Annotated in this window: 17 protein-coding genes; 7 read left to right on the top strand and 10 right to left on the bottom strand. The window is 70.6% G+C overall.

From position 1 onward, the window contains the following. Positions 1-63 precede the first annotated feature (63 nt). From ACWEOI_RS00415 to ACWEOI_RS00425, 3 genes are all read left to right on the top strand, one after another. A complete protein-coding gene (locus ACWEOI_RS00415) occupies positions 64-1,413 on the top strand; it encodes a bifunctional o-acetylhomoserine/o-acetylserine sulfhydrylase (protein ID WP_433670852.1) in 1,350 nt (449 codons plus the stop codon). Further along, the gene (gene metX, locus ACWEOI_RS00420; RefSeq protein ID WP_433670850.1) at positions 1,410-2,573 is read left to right on the top strand and encodes a homoserine O-acetyltransferase MetX; all 1,164 of its coding nucleotides are present in this window, start codon (positions 1,410-1,412) and stop codon (positions 2,571-2,573) included. Before ACWEOI_RS00415 ends, metX begins: the two co-directional genes overlap by 4 nt. A gap of 258 nt (positions 2,574-2,831) precedes the next feature. After that, complete coding sequence (locus ACWEOI_RS00425) at positions 2,832-2,993, top strand: hypothetical protein (protein ID WP_433670848.1); 162 nt, start codon at positions 2,832-2,834, stop codon at positions 2,991-2,993. A 115-nt stretch (positions 2,994-3,108) separates the two neighbouring features. Here the strand turns inward: ACWEOI_RS00425 and ACWEOI_RS00430 are convergent, their stop codons facing one another. Then, positions 3,109-3,354 carry a DUF3017 domain-containing protein gene (locus tag ACWEOI_RS00430; protein ID WP_379271967.1) on the bottom strand — a complete coding sequence of 82 codons (246 nt, stop codon included), beginning with the start codon at positions 3,352-3,354 and terminating at the stop codon, positions 3,109-3,111. Between the two features lie 98 nt (positions 3,355-3,452). Here ACWEOI_RS00430 and ACWEOI_RS00435 point away from each other — a divergent pair, with 98 nt between their 5' ends. Further along, the gene (locus tag ACWEOI_RS00435; RefSeq protein ID WP_452358561.1) at positions 3,453-3,929 is read left to right on the top strand and encodes a tRNA (cytidine(34)-2'-O)-methyltransferase; all 477 of its coding nucleotides are present in this window, start codon (positions 3,453-3,455) and stop codon (positions 3,927-3,929) included. Here ACWEOI_RS00435 and ACWEOI_RS00440 read toward each other — a convergent pair whose 3' ends face one another. Continuing rightward, positions 3,930-4,157, bottom strand: coding sequence for a DUF167 domain-containing protein (locus tag ACWEOI_RS00440; RefSeq protein WP_357098257.1), 228 nt, complete (start codon positions 4,155-4,157; stop codon positions 3,930-3,932). 104 nt (positions 4,158-4,261) lie between these two features. Further along, a complete protein-coding gene (locus ACWEOI_RS00445; RefSeq protein WP_433670845.1) occupies positions 4,262-7,633 on the bottom strand; it encodes an error-prone DNA polymerase in 3,372 nt (1,123 codons plus the stop codon). 149 nt (positions 7,634-7,782) lie between these two features. On the opposite strand from ACWEOI_RS00445, the gene ACWEOI_RS00450 reads away from it, so the two are divergent. Next, the gene (locus tag ACWEOI_RS00450) at positions 7,783-8,769 is read left to right on the top strand and encodes an SDR family NAD(P)-dependent oxidoreductase (protein WP_452358562.1); all 987 of its coding nucleotides are present in this window, start codon (positions 7,783-7,785) and stop codon (positions 8,767-8,769) included. Between the two features lie 34 nt (positions 8,770-8,803). Here ACWEOI_RS00450 and ACWEOI_RS00455 read toward each other — a convergent pair whose 3' ends face one another. Genes ACWEOI_RS00455 through ACWEOI_RS00465 form a run of 3 tightly spaced genes read right to left on the bottom strand, consistent with a single transcriptional unit; the run spans position 8,804 to position 11,087 of the window. After that, the gene (locus ACWEOI_RS00455) at positions 8,804-9,724 is read right to left on the bottom strand and encodes a sucrase ferredoxin (protein WP_452358563.1); all 921 of its coding nucleotides are present in this window, start codon (positions 9,722-9,724) and stop codon (positions 8,804-8,806) included. Positions 9,725-9,737: 13 nt separating this feature from the next. After that, positions 9,738-10,298 carry a YdeI/OmpD-associated family protein gene (locus ACWEOI_RS00460; protein ID WP_452358564.1) on the bottom strand — a complete coding sequence of 187 codons (561 nt, stop codon included), beginning with the start codon at positions 10,296-10,298 and terminating at the stop codon, positions 9,738-9,740. 24 nt (positions 10,299-10,322) lie between these two features. Then, a complete protein-coding gene (locus tag ACWEOI_RS00465; RefSeq protein ID WP_452358565.1) occupies positions 10,323-11,087 on the bottom strand; it encodes an alpha/beta fold hydrolase in 765 nt (254 codons plus the stop codon). Positions 11,088-11,327: 240 nt separating this feature from the next. Between ACWEOI_RS00465 and ACWEOI_RS00470 the strand changes: the two genes are divergently transcribed. Beyond that, on the top strand, positions 11,328-12,896 hold the full coding sequence (locus ACWEOI_RS00470; protein ID WP_433670836.1) for an ArnT family glycosyltransferase: 1,569 nt from the start codon (positions 11,328-11,330) through the stop codon (positions 12,894-12,896). 5 nt (positions 12,897-12,901) lie between these two features. Here ACWEOI_RS00470 and ACWEOI_RS00475 read toward each other — a convergent pair whose 3' ends face one another. Together ACWEOI_RS00475 and ACWEOI_RS00480 are read right to left on the bottom strand one after the other, a co-directional pair. Then, positions 12,902-14,554, bottom strand: a complete 1,653-nt coding sequence (locus ACWEOI_RS00475) for a DNA polymerase Y family protein (RefSeq protein ID WP_452358566.1) — start codon at positions 14,552-14,554, stop codon at positions 12,902-12,904. Between the two features lie 20 nt (positions 14,555-14,574). Beyond that, complete coding sequence (locus tag ACWEOI_RS00480) at positions 14,575-15,327, bottom strand: hypothetical protein (RefSeq protein ID WP_452358567.1); 753 nt, start codon at positions 15,325-15,327, stop codon at positions 14,575-14,577. A gap of 405 nt (positions 15,328-15,732) precedes the next feature. Between ACWEOI_RS00480 and ACWEOI_RS00485 the strand changes: the two genes are divergently transcribed. Continuing rightward, on the top strand, positions 15,733-16,869 hold the full coding sequence (locus ACWEOI_RS00485) for a protein kinase domain-containing protein (RefSeq protein WP_433670831.1): 1,137 nt from the start codon (positions 15,733-15,735) through the stop codon (positions 16,867-16,869). Between the two features lie 19 nt (positions 16,870-16,888). On the opposite strand, the gene ACWEOI_RS00490 is transcribed toward ACWEOI_RS00485, so the two are convergent. Beyond that, entirely contained in the window at positions 16,889-17,530 is a 642-nt protein-coding gene (locus tag ACWEOI_RS00490) for a response regulator (RefSeq protein ID WP_213557894.1), read from the bottom strand. A gap of 73 nt (positions 17,531-17,603) precedes the next feature. Further along, complete coding sequence (locus tag ACWEOI_RS00495) at positions 17,604-18,902, bottom strand: PspC domain-containing protein (protein ID WP_433670830.1); 1,299 nt, start codon at positions 18,900-18,902, stop codon at positions 17,604-17,606. Positions 18,903-18,969 lie beyond the last annotated feature (67 nt).

The raw sequence follows: 18,969 nt of genomic DNA on the forward strand, positions 1-18,969 counted from the left end.
CATTCGCTTCTCGATAACGTCAAACTTCCGCCATTCGGCGACCTTGTTTTTGGAGCAGAACACATGAGTGACTCGACCGCGCCCGCGGCCGTCCCCGCTGACGGCACCCTGGATCCGGCCAACTGGTCCTTCGAGACCAAGCAGATTCACGCCGGCCAGGCTCCCGATTCCGCCACCGGAGCCCGCGCCCTGCCCATCTACCAGACCACGTCCTACGCGTTCCGCGACACCGACCACGCCGCCGCGCTGTTCGGACTCGCCGAGCCGGGCAATATCTACACCCGCATCATGAACCCCACCCAGGACGCGGTGGAACAGCGCATCGCCGCCCTCGAGGGTGGTGTTGCCGCGCTGCTGCTGGCCTCCGGACAGGCCGCGGAGACCTACGCGATCCTGAATCTCGCCGAGGCCGGGGACCACATCGTGGCCAGCCCGCACCTGTACGGCGGCACCTACAACCTGCTGCACTACTCGCTGCCCAAGCTGGGCATCCAGGTCAGCTTCGTCGAGGACCCGGACGACCTCGAGCAGTGGCGTGCGGCGGTGCGACCCAACACCAAGGCGTTCTACGGCGAGACCGTCGCCAACCCGAGCAGCTCGGTCCTCGACATTCCGGGCATCGCCGAGGTCGCGCACGCCGCCGGGGTGCCGCTCATCGTGGACAACACCGTCGCCACCCCGTACCTGATCCAGCCGCTGGCGCTGGGCGCGGACATCGTGGTGCACTCGGCCACCAAGTACCTGGGCGGACACGGTTCCGCGGTCGCGGGCGTGATCGTCGACGGCGGCTCCTTCGACTGGACGGTGAAGAACGAGGCGGGCGAGTCCCGCTTCCCCGGCTTCACCACCCCCGACCCGAGCTACCACGGCGCGGTCTTCGCCGACCTCGGCGCTCCGGCCTACGCGCTCAAGGCCCGCGTGCAGCTGCTGCGCGACCTGGGCGCGGCGGTGTCGCCGTTCAACGCGTTCCTCATCGCGCAGGGTCTCGAGACGCTGAGCCTGCGCATCGAGCGGCACGTGGCCAACGCGCAGGCGGTGGCCGAGTTCCTCGCCGGGCAGCCCGGTGTCGAGAAGGTCTACTACGCCGGACTTCCCAGTTCGCCGTGGTTCGAGCGGGGCAAACAGCTGGCACCGAAGGGCGTGGGCGCCATCGTGTCCTTCGAGCTGGCCGGCGGAGTCGACGCGGGCAAGAAGTTCGTGGAGGCGCTGGTGCTCCATAGCCATGTCGCTAACATCGGGGATGTGCGCTCGCTCGTCATCCACCCGGCATCCACCACGCATTCCCAGCTGACCCCGGCCGAGCAGCTGGCCTCCGGCGTCACGCCTGGTCTGGTGCGGTTGGCCGTGGGCATCGAGGGCATCGGCGACATCCTGGCGGATCTGCGCGCCGGACTGACGGCGGCGGCAAGTTGACCGTGAACATCGAATCGCGAACGTCCCGGCACGCGGCGGAGCTGTTGCTGCCGCCGCCCGACGGGACGCTCGGGAGCATCGCCATCGGCGATGTGGAACTCGAGAACGGGGCCGTGATCCCCGACGCCACGCTGGCCGTCCAGCGGTGGGGCGAACTATCGGCGAACGCGGACAACGTGGTGCTCGTGGAGCACGCGCTGACCGGCGACTCGCACGTGGTCGGCCCCGCCGACGTGCACCACAACCAGGCCGGCTGGTGGGACGGCATCGTCGGCCCCGGCGCGCCCGTGGACACCCGCGAATGGTGTGTCATCGCGACCAATGTGCTCGGCGGCTGCAAGGGCAGTACCGGCCCGGCCTCGCTGGCCCCGGACGGGAAGCCGTGGGGCACCCGGTTTCCCGCGCTGTCCATCCGCGACCAGGTGACCGCCGAGGCCAAGCTCTTCGACCTGCTCGGCATCGACCGCCTGGCCGCCGTGATCGGCGGCTCCATGGGCGGCATGCGGGTGCTGGAGTGGATGATCGGCCGGCCCGAACGGGTCGGCGCGGCCCTGGTGCTGGCGGTCGGCGCGCGCGCCACCGCCGACCAGATCGGCACCCAGACCACCCAGATCGCCGCCATCAAGGCCGATCCGGACTGGCAGGGCGGCGACTACCACGGCACCGGGCGCGCGCCCATGACCGGCATGGGCATCGCCCGCCGCATCGCGCACCTGACCTACCGCACCGAGGGCGAGCTCGACCACCGCTTCGAGAACCACGGCCAGGGCGACGAGGATCCGCGCGCGGGCGGCCGCTACGCGGTGCAGAGCTACCTGGAGTACCAGGCGGACAAGCTGATCGCGCGTTTCGATCCGGCCACCTATGTGCTGCTCACCGAGGCCATGAACCGCTACGACGTAGGTCGCGGCCGCGGCGGCGTCGCGGCGGCGCTGGCCTCGACGCCGGTGCCGTGCGTGATCGGCGGGGTGGACTCGGACCGGCTCTACCCGCTGCGCACCCAGCAGGAGCTGGCCGATCTGCTGCCCGGTTCCAAGGGGCTCGAGGTCATCCACTCCAAGGACGGGCACGACGGGTTCCTGACCGAGACCGAGGCGGTCGGCAAACTCATGCTGGAGACCATGGAACTGGCCCGCGCCCAGCGCGTGTCGGGTCACTGAGCCGACGCTGCCCGAACGGCGGCGCCACCGCTGCCATCGCGCCGGTGTCGCCGCTGCCCGAATAGGGTGTCGCCGCTGCCCGAATGCCGTATGTCCGCTGCCCGGCCGCTGCCACAGCCGACGGCACGTTACGCGACGTATCGGGCCTGTTTCCAGTGAATTGTCCTGACGCGCTTTCGGTTTCGCGCGCATGACGCCTCCGTAACCGGTGTTCCGGAATACGTGTGCAGCGGGCATATCAGCCGTAATGTATTCGGCATGACCGCCGCATTCGATGACATGGATCTCCGCGATCTCGTCGATCTGCTCTCCGAGGACGAGCAGCGTGAACTCCGCCCGGCCATACTCCGTGTCCTGCACAGACTCCCGGACCAGGAAGTGCTGCGACGCGAACTCGGCCGCCGCATAACCTCGTTCTAGCTATCCCCCAGCGCCGCCGGTTCGCACCGGCGGCAGAACAACTCGCTCATCTTTTCCAGCGCCGCGACTCCGGTCGCGGCCCCGGCCCCGCGCCCCGCGAGGCCCAACGGCTCCGCTACGTGACGCCGAGACTGCTGATGGTCGCCGCCAGCACGATGATCGCGACACCCAGCACGGTCAGCCAGACCACATCGAAACCCTTGCTGCGCACCGCGAGCAGACCCACCCGATCGGTGGGCAGCATCAGCCGCAGCGCCGCCGCGAGCAGCGTCGCGCCGCCGAAGAAGAATGTTCCGCGCCGCCAGCGATCCCAGGCCAGGAAGACCACGGCCACCACCAGCACCGCGCCCACCAGCAGCATGGGCAGATTCTCGCGGGCGAACTCCCCCGCACGACTGCTGCGACTCTGGGGTGCGGCATGGGCTGGACTCACCGCACGAGCTTAACCGCCGCTCTGCAATGCTGGATCCCGTGTTCCATCTCGTGTTCTTCGAACCCCGCATCCCGCCCAATACCGGCAACGCCATCCGACTGGCCGCCGGCACCGGCTGCGCACTGCACCTGATCGAACCGCTCGGCTTCGACCTATCCGAGCCGAAGCTACGCCGGGCCGGGTTGGACTACCACGACCTGGCCGTCGTCACCGTGCACGAGAGTCTCGCCGCCGCCTGGGAGGCCATCGCCCCCGAACGGGTCTTCGCCTTCACCGCCGCCGCGACCACCCGCAACACCGAGATCACCTACCGCGACGGCGATGTCCTGCTCTTCGGCCCCGAACCCACCGGCCTCCCCGAGGAGGTGCTCGCCGATCCGCGCGTCACCGACCAGCTCCGCATCCCCATGCTTCCCGGCCGCCGCTCCATGAACCTCTCCAACGCCGCCGCGGTCGCGGTGTACGAGGCCTGGCGGCAGATGGGATTCCCGGGCGCGGTCTGACTAGTCGTCGACCTCGAAGCGTTTGAAGCGGGAGGTCGCGCCACCGGTGAGGCGGACCGCGGACTTGGGGACGCCGAAGTGGGCGGCCAGCAGTTCGATGGCGGCCTTGTTCGCCTTGCCCTCCACCGCCGGGGCGCGGACGTACAGCTGCAGCGCGCCGTCGTCGAGGATCTCGACGAGCGGCCCCTTCTTGCTGCCGGGTTTGATGGTCGCCCGGACCACTGTCACGCCGCTCTCCTTCCCTGCTCCCGGGGCGATTCTCCCGCAGTGCCGCGGATGCCGTGGTGGCGGGAGGCGAACGCGACCGACCAGCTGTCGAATCCGGGCGCGGTTCAGCGGAAGTCGCGGGAGCGGCCCTCGATGCGCAGGTCCATGCGTTGCAGATGGTCGGCGACGATGGTGACCGCGCCCTCCGCGTTCTGCACCCGTCCGCGAATGAGCAGGGCGGGGGCGGTGGTGGCCAGGCGGCGGTAGCGGGCCCACAGGCCGACCGAGCAGACCACGTTCACCATGCCGGTCTCGTCCTCCAGATTGAGGAAGGTGACGCCGCCCGCGGTGGCCGGGCGCTGCCGGTGGGTGACCGCGCCGCCGACCAGCACCCGGGTTCCGTCGCGGATGTCGAGGAGCCGGTCGGCGGGGACGACGCCGAGCGCGTCGAGGCGTTCGCGCAGGAATTCGGTCGGGTAGCTGCCGGGTGAGACGCCGGTGGCCCACACGTCGGCGGCGGCCAGTTCCAGCGCGCTCATACCGGGCAGGGCGGGGGCCGCGGTGGCCGCGCCGGTGCCGGGCAGCCGGTCGGATCGTTCCCCCGCGGCCGCGCCCGCCGCCCACAGCGCCTCGCGGCGGGTGCCGCCGAGGCTGTCCAGCGCGCCCGCGGTGGCCAGTGACTCGGCTTGCGGCACGGTCAGTTCCACGCGTCCGGTGAGATCCAGGAACGAGGTGTAGGGCCCGAGCTCGCGGGCGGCCACGATCTGTTCGGCCAGCTCGGCCCCGATGTGCCGGACCGCGGCCAGCCCCAGCCGGATCGCCATCCCCTTCGCCTCCAGGGTCGCCTCGGCCAGGCTGTGGTTGATGTCGGGCCCGTGCACGGTCACCCCGTGCCGCCGCGCGTCGGCGACCAGCGACTGCGGCGAATAGAACCCCATCGGCTGGGCGCGCAGCAGCCCGGCGCAGAAGGCCGCGGGGTGATGCAGTTTGAACCACGCCGAATAGAACACCAGCGAGGCGAAACTCTGCGAATGGCTTTCCGGGAAACCGAAATTCGCGAAAGCGTACACCTTCTCGTAAATGCGGTCGGCCACTTCCCCGGTGATCCCGTGCAGGTCGCGCATGCCCTGATAGAAGCGGGCCCGCAGCCGCTCCATCTTCTGCGTGGAGCGTTTGGATCCCATGGCGCGGCGCAGCTCATCGGCTTCGGCGGGCGTGAATCCGGCGACGTCCACGGCCATCTGCATGAGCTGTTCCTGGAACAGCGGCACGCCGAGGGTGCGTGCCAGCGCGTTCTTCAGTGACGGATGGTCGTAGTCGGGTCTCTCCCGCCCGTTGCGCCGGCGAATGTAGGGGTGCACCGATCCGCCCTGGATCGGTCCGGGCCGGATCAGCGCCACCTCCACCACCAGGTCGTAGAAGTTGCGCGGCCGCAATCGCGGCAGGGTCGCCATCTGGGCGCGCGACTCCACCTGGAACACGCCGACCGAGTCGGCGCGGCACAGCATGTCGTAGACGGCGTCCTCGCCCAGGTCCAGCCGGTGCAGTTCGACGGTCTGGCCCTTGTGCTCGGCCACCAGGTCGATCATGTAGTGCAGCGCCGACAGCATGCCGAGTCCGAGCAGATCGAACTTGACCAGCCCGGCGGACGCGCAGTCGTCCTTGTCCCATTGCAGGACACTGCGATTCGCCATGCGCGCCCATTCGGTCGGGCACACGTCGGCGATGGGCCGGTCGCAGATCACCATGCCGCCGGAGTGGATGCCCAGATGCCGGGGCAGGCCCTCCAATTCCCCGGCCAGCGCGAGCACGTCGTCCGGGATGTCGGTGTGCTGTTCCCCCGCGACGCCGGTCCACCGGCTCACCTGTTTGCTCCAGGCGTCCTGCTGCCCGGTCGAGAAGCCCAGTGCGCGTGCGGCATCGCGCACCGCGGAGCGCCCGCGATAGGTGATCACATTGGCCACCTGCGCCGCGTACTCGCGCCCGTATTTCGCGTAGACGTGTTGAATGGCCTCCTCACGCCGATCCGATTCGATGTCGACGTCGATATCGGGCGGCCCGTCCCGCTCCGGCGACAGGAACCGTTCGAACAGCAGCTGGTTGGCGACCGGATCCACATTGGTGATGCCGATGGCGTAGCAGACCGCCGAATTCGCCGCCGAACCCCTTCCCTGACACAGGATGTCGTTGTCGCGGCAGAAGCTGACGATGTCGTGCACGACCAGGAAGTAGCCCGGGAAGTTCAGGGTCGCGATGACGTTCAGCTCGTGTTCGAGCTGCCGATAGGCGGCCGCGTTCCCGGCGCGCGGACCGTAGCGGCGGGCCGCGCCCGCGAAGGTGAGCTCCCGCAGCCACGAGTTCTCGTCGTGCCCGTCGGGCACGTCGAAGGGCGGCAGTTGCGGCGCGATCAGCCGCAGATCGAACGCGCAGTCCCGGCCCAGCGCAACGGCATTGGGCACGGCCTGCGGGCAGGCCGCGAACAGTCGCGCCATCTCGTCGCCGGAGCGCAGGTGCGCGCCGCCGGTGGGGGCCAGCCAGCCCGCCATGTCGTCGAGGCTGGAACGGGCCCGCACCGCGGCCAGCGCCATGGCCCGGCGGCGGTGCGGCGGGGCCGCGAAATGCGCTCCGGTGGTGGCGATCACGGGCAGCCCGGCCCGGTCGGCGAGAGCGAGCAGCCGGGCATTGCGCTCGTCGTCCTCGGGGATGCCGTGGTGGGTGAGCTCCACGCTCACGTGGTCGCGGCCGAAACGGTCGACCAGGTCGCGCAGCGCCGCCTCGGCCGCCGCGTCGCCCTGCTGCAGGGCCTGTCGCACAGTGCCTTTCCGGCAGCCGGTGAGGATGTGCCAGTGCCCGCCCGCGGCCTCGGTGAGCCGGTCCAGGTCGTAGCGCAGGATGCCCTTCTCCCCCGCCGCCATGTGCGCGGCGGCCATCTCCCGCGACAGCCGCCGGTAGCCTTCCTGCCCGCGCGCCAGCACCAGCAGGTGCGGTCCGGCGGGATCGGGGGTGCCGGTGCGGGGTTCGGAATTCAGTGCGTCCGCGTCGTTTTCGCGGCCGCGCCGCCGGGAGCCCGAGCCGCGTCCGCGCGGCGCGAGATGCGCTCCGGCGCGGGCGGCGGTGCCGATGGACAGCTCGGCGCCGAAGATGGTCGGCATCCGCCATTCCCGGGCCGCCTCGGCGAACCGGACCACCCCGTAGAACCCGTCGTGGTCGGTGAGCGCGAGGGCTTCCAGCCCGAGCCGCACCGCCTCCTCCACCAGTTCCTCGGGCTGGCTGGCCCCGTCGAGGAAGCTGTAGGCGGAGTGGGTGTGCAGTTCGGCGTAGGGCACCGTGGACCGGGCGGCCCGCTCGATGTCCCCGGCCTCGTACTTCTCGCGTTTCCGCGACCAGGCCGGGCTGTCGCCGCCGTCGCCCTCGACCTGTTTGCGCGCGGGATCGGGTCGCCCGGACAGCACCCGTTCCATCTCCGCCCACGTCGGCGGGCCGTTGCCCCATCCCATCGGCCCACCTCCTCCACAATCCGACCGGTCTCGAGTATCGAACATACATTCGAAACCGATCGGTCTCTACGGCGGCACGCCAAATGCCCGTGGCGTCGTAACTTACTTTGGAGTAAGTTCGAGGCAATTCCACCTGCAAGGGAGCAGCGATGAGCGACACCTCGGCCGACAACGGCACCGGCTACCTGGCCCGTCGGCGCGCCCGCCGCGATCTGACCGGCAAGCACGTCGTGATCACCGGCGCGTCCTCCGGCATCGGCCGGGCGGCCGCGCTCGCCGCCGCGCAGAAGGGCGCGCTCGTCATCCTGCTGGCCCGTCGCGCCGAAGAACTGTCCACCGTGGTGGACGAGATCACCGCCGCGGGCGGCGCCGCCTTCGCCTACCCGTGCGACGTCACCGACCAGGACTCCGTCGACCGGACCATCGAGACCGTGCTCGCCGCCCACGGCCACGTCGACATGCTGGTCAACAACGCGGGCCGCTCCATCCGCCGGGCCGTGCACCGCTCCACCGACCGCATGCACGACTTCGAACGCACCATGGCCGTCAACTACTTCGGCGCGGTCCGCATGACCCTGGGCCTGCTGCCCGGCATGCGCGAACGCAAGGACGGCCATATCGTCAACATCTCCAGCGCCGGCGTGCAGGTCGCCACCCCGCGTTTCGCCGCCTACCTGGCCAGCAAGGCCGCCCTCGACAAGTTCGCCGAGGTGACCGCCGCCGAGATGCGCTCCAGCAACATCACTTTCACCACCATCCACATGCCGCTGGTCCGCACCCCCATGATCACCCCTAGCGGCGACCAGGGCGCCGGCACCCAGTCCCCGAAATGGGCCGCCGCCCTCATCGTCCGGGCCCTCACCGAACGGCCCCGCCGCATCGACGTCCCGCTCGGCACCCTCGCCGAATACGGCAACCTGGTGGCCCCCGGCATCAAGGAACGGGTCCTGCACCGGTACTACCGCGCCATCCCGGACTCCCCCGCCGCCAAGGGCGAGACCGTGTCCGAGCCGGAGACCACCGACGTGGAAATCATCGTCCCGCAACGCCATCGCCGCGCCGTGCCCCCGGCCGTCCGCGCCACCGGCACCGCCCTGCGCCGCGCCGCCCGCCTGGTCCCGGGCACGCACTGGTAGTCGGTCACGGAGCCTGGGCGGGAACTATTGCCGCTCAGTCGAGTTGCTGAAAACGATCCAGCACCACCGCGGTGGCGGGTTTGGGCGCCGCGCCGCAACTGGCCTGCCGCGGCGAGTAGGCGGCGGTGCGGGCGGTGACCAGCCAACGGCGGCCGTCCCGATGCGTCACCACGGCCGCACCCGCGAACGTGGCCGGATCGGTCGGGTCTCCGGCATCGGCGGGCGCGGTCTCGACGGTGAGGTCGTCGACGCCCGTATCGGTGATGGCCTGGCGGACCGCTATTTCCGCCACCTGCTCGACCGGGCCGTAGCAGCTGCGGCCGCGCAGGCCCGTGAGCGAGACCTCGCCCTTGTCGGCGGCGGCGAGCATGGCGTGTGCCGAATCCTCGTCCAGGCGGCCGTAAGTGAGACCCGTGGGCAGCACGATGACCGCCGGGGCGAAGCGGTGGCCGCCGGTGTGGGAGCACTCCCACACCCGCTCTGGGTGGGCGGCGGACAGGCTCGCGGCGATGGGACGGCCCAGCAGCGCACAACACTGGTCGCGCTTGCCGTGCGCGCAGACCAGCACCAGTGGATCCGTCACGGCCGCACCGATTCCCGGCGCGGGCCCGTCGACCAGATGCAGATCGATGTCCAGCAGTTCCCGCGGGTCGGTGATCTCGAGCCGCTCACACCACGACCCCTCGGGCCGCGAACTAGCGAGCAGAACCGTTCGGACGCCGGTGAATTCCCGCCGCCCCGCCCGCCGGATCAGGGTGGGCCGCACGTGCGCCGCCTTGGTGCGGGCGGCCAGTTCGGGGGTGATGTCGGGTCCGAGCACCTGGTCGCCGATCACGTCGCGTCCCCAGGCCCCGGGCTGTTCGACGCACAGCCAGCCGGGGATGCGGGTCGCGCTCCCGGGTAGGGGAACCTCCAGTGCGGCAGCCGAACACGACAATCCTTCGAACCCCGTCACAGCCGTCCCTCGGTCACAGTGGTTTCCCGTCGATCAGTTTCGCGATCACCTGCTCCAGCCGCCGCTGCCGGGCCTCCGGCCGCACCGCGCTGCCCAGGTGGTAGCCGACCGCGATCCGCGATTGCACGGGCAGGGTCTCGAAGAACACGGCGGCCTCCGGGTGCCGGGCCAGCGCGTCCAGGAAGTCCGGCGGCAGGTCGTGTCCGACGGCGTTGTCCCAGCGCCCGTCCGCCTTGGCCCGGTCGATCTCGGCCTGCCCGGCCGGATGCACGATCCCGGCCTCGATCAGTTCGCCCGCCAGCCCCACCTCGTGCTGCGTCCACTGGCTGCGCGGGCGGCGCGGGGTGAATCCCATGACGAGGAAATCGTCGTCGAGCTTCCTGGCCTGTCCGTCGATCCAGCCGAAGCACAGGGCCTGTCGCAGCGCGCCGTCATGGTCGAGTGAGGCGTAGGCCGAGCCCTTCTTCGCGAACTTCAGCCAAATGCCGTCCACCGCCGCGTGATTGGCCGACAGCCAGTCCCGGAACGCGGACTCGTCGGGAAACCACAGCGTGGGTCGCTCGGATGCGGACACCGTTCAACTCTAGATACCGGCAGCTCAGTGCCCCAGGAAGGGGAGTACTTCGGCCTCGAAGGCGGGGTAGCGGTCGCGGTGGATGCTGTGCCCGCAGTCGAAGGCGCGGACGGTGCAGTCGGCGAGGCCGGCGCGCAGCTGCTCGAGCTTGTCGGGGTCGACCATGCCGCCGGGGCCGCCGCGCAGGAACAGGGTGGGCGCGGTGATGTCGGACAGCCCGTCCCACCACTCCGGGTAGGGCTTGCGGAACTGTTCGAGCGCGTCGCCGGTCATGGATCGGTCGAAGGCCAGCACCGCGCGCGGGTGCCGCAGCAGGCTGGTGGTGGCGTGCCACAGTTCGGGGATCGACGGCAGCCTGCGGGTGAAGCTCATCTGTTCGTCGCCGGAGCGCAGCGGCAGCGGCTGTTCCTCGATCACCAAGCGCCGGACCAGTTCCGGACGTTGCATGGCCACCCAGGAGATGGCGTAGCCGCCGAGGGAATGCCCGACCAGGTCGACGGTGTCGAGCCCGATCCGGTCGCACAGCGCGAGGATGTCGGAGCCGAATTCCTCGAACCGGTAGGACGCGGTGTGCGCGCTGCGCCCGTGCCCGCGCAGGTCCGGAATGATGACCCGGCGGCCGCGGCGCACCAGCTGGGTCGCGAACCGGTCCCAGGTGTGCCCGTCGCCGCCCATACCGTGCACGAGGACCACCGGCGTGTCGCTGTAGAGATGGCCGCCCGTGGCGCCGGAATCGCGATAGGCGATCGACACGTCATCGAACTCGACCCGGGTGACCGTTGACTCCACGATTGTCCAGAGTACGGATCGCCGAGTGGTCGCCGCCGCAATTTGTGTGCTCCGCCATATCGAATACAGATACGGTTGCCTATTCATTCACTTGACGAATGAATGCGGAACTGCGCAGGTCCAGGCGTGATACCAAGCGTTTTGACCTGTGAAATAGATCACTTTCACATTTTTCGGTAATCGGTCAGCCCTGACGGTAGCGTGATCCCCGATTTAGCAATACTTGTTTGTCGGGGAAATATGGTTCTCAATGCTGCCGCCCCCGCGGTCGAACTCGATGAACCGAGCCCGCCGCGGCCGACCTTCGCTACCGCCTGGGTCCTCCTACTAGCCGCGCTCTGCGGGACCTTTCTCGCCGTCCCGACACTGCGCTACGACTTCTTCGGTGACGAACTGTATTTCATCGCCGCCGGAGCCCACCGCAGTCTCACCTACGCCGACCAAGGCGTCCTGATCCCACTCGTCGCCCACCTGGCCGACGCCGTCGCCCCCGGCTCCGCGCCGATGCTGCGATTACCGGCGGTGCTGATGACCGTCGCCGCCGTCGTGATCAGCGCCGCGGTCGCCTACGAGCTCGGCGGCTCCCGCACCGCCCAACTGATCGCGGCCGCCGCCTACGGCATCTCCCCGCTCGCCGCCACCCAGGCCGTGCAGCTGAGCACCTTCTCCTTCGACGCCACCCTGCAGGCCGCCATCATCTGGCTGCTCATCCGCTGGATCCGCACCCGCGACGACCGGCTGCTCATCGCGGTCGGCGTGGTCGCCGCCGTCGACCTCCAGGTCAAGTGGTTCATCCCCACCATCCTGCTCTGCCTGGCCGCGGGCATCGTCGTCGCCGGACCGCGGGAACTGCTGTGGCGGCGCGGACTCTGGATCGGCGCGGGCATCTTCGCCGCCTCCGCCCTGCCCGGCCTGTGGTGGCAGAACCAGCACGGCTGGCCCGCGCTGGCCATGAGCAAGGTGATCGGCGCCGAACAGGACGCCGCCGGCGGCGGACCGCTGGCCTGCCTGCCGCAGATGATAGGACTGGCCGGACTGCTCGGCGGCCTGCTCGCGGGCTGGGCGTTCTGGAGCCTGGCCCGGGAACGCTGGCTGCGGCCCTACATGTTCATGCTCGTCGCCTCCGGCCTGCTGGTGGCCGTGGTGTTGTTCGGGCACGGGCGGCCGTACTACACCGCCGGATTCCTGCCGGTGCTGTTCGGCATCGGCGCGGTCGCGCTGCCCTACTACCGCGGCGAGCGCGGCAATCGGGTGCTGCGAGTGATCGCGCTGCCGGTCATCGGGTTGTCGCTGGTGATCATCGCGGCGCTGGTGGCCGCCCTGCCGCAGCCGCCGTCGCGGGTGCACACCGCCATCCGCACCCAGGCCGACTTCGCCATGCGGACCAGCATCTACGGCTACTCGGGCTGGTCCGAGCTGACCGCCGAGGTCGCCGACGCCTACCGGCAGCTGCCCGAATCCGAGCGGCCCAAAGCGATCGTCGCCCAGAACTATTGGCAGGCCGCCGCCATCCAGAACTTCGGCCGCGACTACGGCCTGCCGCCCGTCTACAGCCCCAACCGCGGCTTCGGCTACTTCGGCCCGCCGCCCGGCGATATCGGCGCGGTGCTCTACGTCGGGCTCGACAGCACCGAACCGACCCTGCGCCGCCAGTTCGGCAATGTCCGGGTCCTCGACCATCTCGACAACCCCAACGGGTTCCCCGGCGTGAACACCGGCATCGCCATCACGGTCTGCCGCGGCCCGCTGCACCCCTGGCCGGAACTCTGGCCGGACATGATGGATCTGCACCTGCCGCTCGGCATCTGAGACCGCTACTCGTACAGGCCCTCCACGTGCCAGACGTTGTCGTAGCCGATCAGCAGTAGCGCGCGCAGCCGGGTGGCGTCCTCCGCGTCCAGCTGCACCTGGGCGCGCGCGGCGAAACCGTCCTCGAACCGGTGCGTCCACCACCGGTCGTCCACCGGCCACGGTCCCGCCCAGCCCGACAGCCGCCAGGAACTACTGCCCCAGTGCAGCTGAACCGGATCGGCCGTGAACATGCCGCGATCACTGACCCAGACCGGCGACCCGTCGACCCCCTCCAGCCGCACCTCCGGATGATGCGTGAGCACCAGCGCCGGTGCGGGCTCGGGCAATCGGCCCGGCCACGGCTGCGCCGGATCGTTCGCCGGCACCGGCTCGTCCCCGAGCGTCACCATGGTGATCCGCTCCTCCGGACCCCGCCCGCCACTGAGCACCCCCATCCGCACCGCGTCCCCGCCCAGCAGCCCCTGCACCCGGATCAATGCCCGCCGCGCCCGCTCCTCGTCCTCCCCGACCCCACCCCACAGCCCCAGCTGCAAGGCCCCGGCCGACACCACCTCCACGGGTTCCAGCCGCAACAGGGTGACGGCGGCGTTCGGCCCGGACTCCCGGTCCTCGACCGGATCCGGTTCACGCTCAGAGGGCTTCGCCCTGTTCCGGTAGGTGCGGGCGCGGTCCAGGGCGCGGCGGGTGAGCCAGCCGTCGAGCTGCCAGCGGACGCGGTCGGCGGTGCTGTCGGGGGTGAGGGGTTCGGCGCAGCGCCAGATGCGGGAGAACTCCTCGCCCGCCTCGGTTTCGGCGTGGATCACCAGGCGGGTGCAGGCCACCGCGGCCGCGGCCAGCTTGGTGTGCAGTTCGGCGGCGAGCATGCGGCCCGCGAAGGCCGCCATGTCGACGCGTTCGATCGGCGGGTCGCAGCGCTGTTCGACGGTGAGGTCGGCGGCGGGCAGGCGGGCCGCGGGCGGGCGCTCCGGCAGCGCGCGGGCGCACCGGTGCGCGACGATGGCGTCCGCCCCGAACCGCGACGCCACCTCGGCGGGCGTGAGCGCCGCGAAGTCGCCGATCCGGCGCAGCCCCAGCCGGTGCAGCAGATCCACCAGCTCGACCCGCTGCGGCGCGGCCAGCACCGGCTCCCCCGCCAACTCCGAGATCGGCATGGGCGCGAGGAATTCCGCCCCCTTGCCGGACGGCACCAGGGTGGCGCGGCGGGCGGCGAAGACCGCGGTGGACAACTCGTCGGCGATGCCGATCTGGCATTCCACCCCGACCGCCGCCACCGCGTCGACCAGTCGTTCGGCCGCGACCTCCTCCGATCCGAAGAACCGCGCCGCGCCGCGCGCCGACAGCGCCAGCATGCCCGGCCGCAGCACCTCGACCCCCGGCACCGTCGCGTCCACGGCCGTCACCACGGGTTCGAACAGCCGCGCGTCGCGATCCGGATCGTCCTGTGCCACCAGCAGTTCCGGGCACCGGCCCTGCGCCTCCCGCTTCCGCAGCCCGCGCCGGATCCCCTCGGCCCGCGCGGTCGCCGTGCACGCGATCACCCGATTGGCCGCGAGCACCGCCACCGGCCGGGTGGCCTCGGCCCCCGCGTCGGCGGCGGCCGCCACCGCGGGCCAGTCCGGGCACCAGACGACCAGGACCCGCCTAGGCCGGGACATGGCAGCCGCCCGCGGTGCGGTCAGGACGCGGCATGGCGGGCGAGCCGTAGCTCGGGCGCGGCGGGGACGGCGGTGCCGGCGTCCGCGGTGGACACCCATTCGACGCGGCCGTCGGCCGGACTGAGGGACAGGTGGCCGAGCCGGGGCTGGGCGGAGCGGCCGCGGACCGAGACGTCGAGGCGGACGGTCCGCAACCGGCCGCAGCCCCGACCCAGTCCGCTGTACCCGGCGACTCGGGTGTCGATGTGCAGCGCGGACCCCGACCAGGAGCCGTTGGTCACCATCAGCGTGGAGTTCTTGCCGCGGGCACGGGCGGCCAGGACGCGGGCGCGGGACATCGGCACCGCGAGCCCGTTCAGCCCGAGAACCACCAGGTCCAGGCCATCGAGCAATACCGAGGCAACTTCGAGGGGATCAGGCCCGGGATCGGAGACCACGGCCAGCCGGTCCAGCCGCGCCCCCATCTCGGCGGCGGCGAGCAGGCCCAGCCGCGGCAGCCCGACCACGGCGGCGTGCCCGCCGGCGCTGGTCACCGCGGCCAGCAGCCCGGAGATCAGCGAGCCGGCGCCGTTGTAGACGACCACCGAACCCTTGGCCAATCCGCCGTCGGGCAAAAGGTTTTCGAGTGCCGCGGGCACCGGCAACGGCTCCCGCCGCGGCTCCGGCGCCACCGGTACGCGCGCCGTGGCCTCGGCGCCGCGCGCCGGGACCGCGGCCATTCGCCGCCGCAACTCCGCCAGCTGTTCCCGCCTGGCTTCCGCCGCCGCACCCATCCAGTGACCACCTCTCCCAGTCGACGGGCTAGCACCGATCCAGCTACCTGACATAATCGAACCCATGTTCGATCAATGCACAGTAGAACTCGAGTCCCGGGACGCGTCAAGAGTCAGTGGCCCCCACCACGGCCGCACAACCTGTGCGCCCCCTCCCCGCCCGCCGCCCCACCCGGCGGCAACCGGCTGTCCAGAAAAGAGCGTGGGTGGGTCAGGTGTCGTTTCGTCCGGAAGATCCCCGGACCTCCGAGAATCTCCCACCGGACCCGCATCATCGGAGGTCGTGCGAAACACGGTGTGTCCGTATAGGTCTGGAAAGGAATCCGCGAGACCGCGCCGCAAGACCCAGCAAACCCCGGGTTTCGAACCAGGCCAGTCAGGATGGTTTTCCGCTACCCTGCACCCGTGACCGAACGCGCTCGTCCCATTGTCGGCCCCGATTATCTGGTGGCCGGCCGCTACCGTCTGCAATCCAAGCTCGGCGGCGGCGGCATGGGTGCCGTCTGGCTGGCGACCGATCGCCTGCTGCACCGCGATGTCGCCATCAAGCAGGTCCTCACCACGCAGGGCCTGAGCGAGGACGAGGCGCGCGAGGTCCGCAGCCGGATCATGCACGAGGGCCGGGTCGCGGCCAAACTGTCGCACGAGCACGCCATCGCCGTCTACGACGTGGTGCTCGAGGCCGGTGAGCCCTGGCTGGTCATGGAGTACCTGCCATCACGCAGTGTCGCCAAAGCCCTTGCGCTGGTAGATCAGTTGTCCCCGATCGAGGTGGCGCAGATCGGCGCGCAGGTGGCCGACGCGCTCGCCACCGCGCACGCCGCGGGCATCGTGCACCGCGACATCAAGCCCGGCAACATCCTGGTCGCCGACCGCGGCGACGAGGTCGGCATGGTCAAGCTCTCCGACTTCGGCATCTCCAGCGGCGCCAACGACACCAGCGAGGAGATCAGCGACGTCATCACCGGCACCCCCGCCTATCTGCCGCCGGAGGTCGCCCGCGGGGCCCGCCCCACCACCGCCAGCGACGTATTCTCGCTCGGCGCAACGCTGTACACCGCCATCGAGGGTCAGCCGCCCTACGGTTTCGACGAGGACAGCAATGTCATCGTGGAGCGCGCCGCCATGGCCCAGATCGCCCCGCCCGCCCGCAGCGGCCCGCTCACCGAGGTCCTGCTGCACATGATGGAGCCCGCCCCGCAGCGCCGCCCCACCATGACCGAGGCCCGCAACGAGATCCTCACCGCCGCTTTCGGTCCCGGCACCGCGCCCTACATCCTGAACGCTCCGGTCCGCACCGAGGACGGGACGATTCCGGCGTGGGCTGCCCGCAATTCCGCGGCCGGACTGCGCAGCCCCAACTCCAGCCCGCTGCCGCGCCCGCAGCGCACCACCCCCGCGGCCCCGGTCGCGGCGCAGCCCAAGCCGAAGGGCTTCGAGTTCGATTTCAGCAAGCTGGGCCCGAACGCGGGCCCGCTGGCGGTGGCGATCGGCCTGCTCATCGGCCTGCTGATCATCATCGTCATCCTGGTTGCGCTGTAAGCGCTTCCGATCGACGCCCTCAGTCGATGCGACGCCGGTGCGCCCATCGGGTGAGGGCGTTCCGGTTCGACTGCTGGGTCTTGCGCAGCACGTTCGAGGCGTGGGTCTCCACCGTCTTCACCGAGATGAACAGCGTCTCGGCGATCTCGCGATAGGTGTAGCCGCGCGCCAGCAGCCGCAGCACCTCCAGTTCGCGCGGGGTCAGCGAATCCAGTTCCGGATCCAGCGGCGGTTCGGGGACCTGCGACTTGCCGGTGAACGAGTCCAGCACGAACCCGGCCAGCCGCGGCGAGAACACCGCGTCCCCGCCCGACACCCGGCGAATGCCGTCGGCCAGTTCCGGCCCGGAGATGGTCTTGGTGACGTATCCGCGCGCGCCCGCCCGGATCACCGCGATCACGTCCTCGGCCGCGTCGGACACGCTGAGCGCCAGGCACACCGGCCCGGCGTCGATGCCCTGCAGCACCGCGACGCCGCCGCCGTCGGGCATGTGCACGTCGAGCAGCACCACGTCCGGCGCGGTCGCCTTGATCCCGGCGATGGCCTCGCCGACGCCGCCCGCCTCGCCGACCACCTCCATATCGGATTCACGGCTCAGCTCCGCCCGCACCCCGGACCGGAACACCGCATGATCGTCGACCAGAAAGACCCGGACGCTCACCTAGTTCTCCTCACCCTGACGAACCCTGCCCCCATCGGTACCACAAACCCCGGCCCCCGGCGCGCCCCGGAACTCACAGCTGCGCGGCGTCTTCCGGGCCGTCGGTCTGCACCACCAGCCGCTCGTCGCCGCCGTCCTTGCGCGGCATGAAGATTCGCACCTCGGTGCCGTTGCCGGGCGAGGACTTGATCTCCACGTGCCCGCCGCGCCGGTCGATGCGGGCGTGAATGGACTTGGCCACGCCTTGACGGTCCTTGGACACCGCGTCCGGGTCGAAGCCCTTGCCGCGGTCGCGCACGAAGACACTCACCTGATGCGGCTCCACTTCGGCGTACAGGTCGATGGTCGGCACCCCGGCATGCTTGGCGGCATTGACCAGCGCCTCCCGGCTGGCCCCCAGCACCGCGGTGAAATGCTCCTTGGGCAAACCGATTCCGCTGTCGTCGAGATCCATCGACACATCGCCCACGGTGACCGGGGTGACCTTCACCCCGTGCTGATCCTCCACCTCGCCCGCGATGGTGCGCAGCGCCGCGGCCAGGCTCGACTGCGCGGGCCCGGCGTCCTCGAACAGCCACTTGCGTAGCTCGCGTTCCTGACTGCGGGCCAGCCGCACCACTTCCTGCGGATCTTCGGCCTGGCGCTGGATCAGGGCCAGCGTCTGCAGCACCGAGTCGTGCAGATGCGAGGCGATCTCCTCGCGTTCGTCATTGCGGATCCGTGCCGCCCGTTCGGAATTCAGCGCCCGCACCATGCGCAGCCACAGCGGCACGGTCAGCAGTCCGGCGCCCACCAGGGTCACCGCCACCGCCAGCAGCGCCGATCCGAGCGAACTCAGATTGATCCGCCCCAGCACCACCACCCCGAGCCCGACCACGATGAGCGTGGCCCCGCCGACGATGCGCGCCCACGTCACCACCGACGGTTTGGCGGGCAGTCCGATGACCGATCTCGGTCCGTCCGCGTCGAATTCGCGCCACACCAGCGCCGCGCCGACCGCCACCACGATGATCGGCCCCACCACGTGCGCGGCCGTCCCGTTGAACAACCACGCGGTCGACACCGACAGCGCCATACCGAGCAGCGCCATACCGATGGCCTGCCGCCGTTCGGATCCGGTCGGCGGGGCCGCGTCGGCGCCCGCGGGCGTGAAGATCCACAACATGCCGTAGGCGACGATCCCGGCCCCGGCGAGCGCGGACAGCAGCACGAACGCCATCCGCACCTTGAAGACATCGATCCCCAGGTGATCCGAGAGCCCGCCCGCGACCCCGCCGACCACACGCCCACCCGTGCGCCGCACCAGCTTGGGCTGGGTCGCCACGGTGGCGGCCCCGCGGGCAGGGTCGTACAAGGGCGCGGACGGATACATGCCTTCGATACTGGCACGGGTATCCGACACCCGGCATCGGGAAACACCCCGATTCGACCCCTGAGCC

This window comes from Nocardia sp. NPDC004340 (assembly GCF_053602575.1).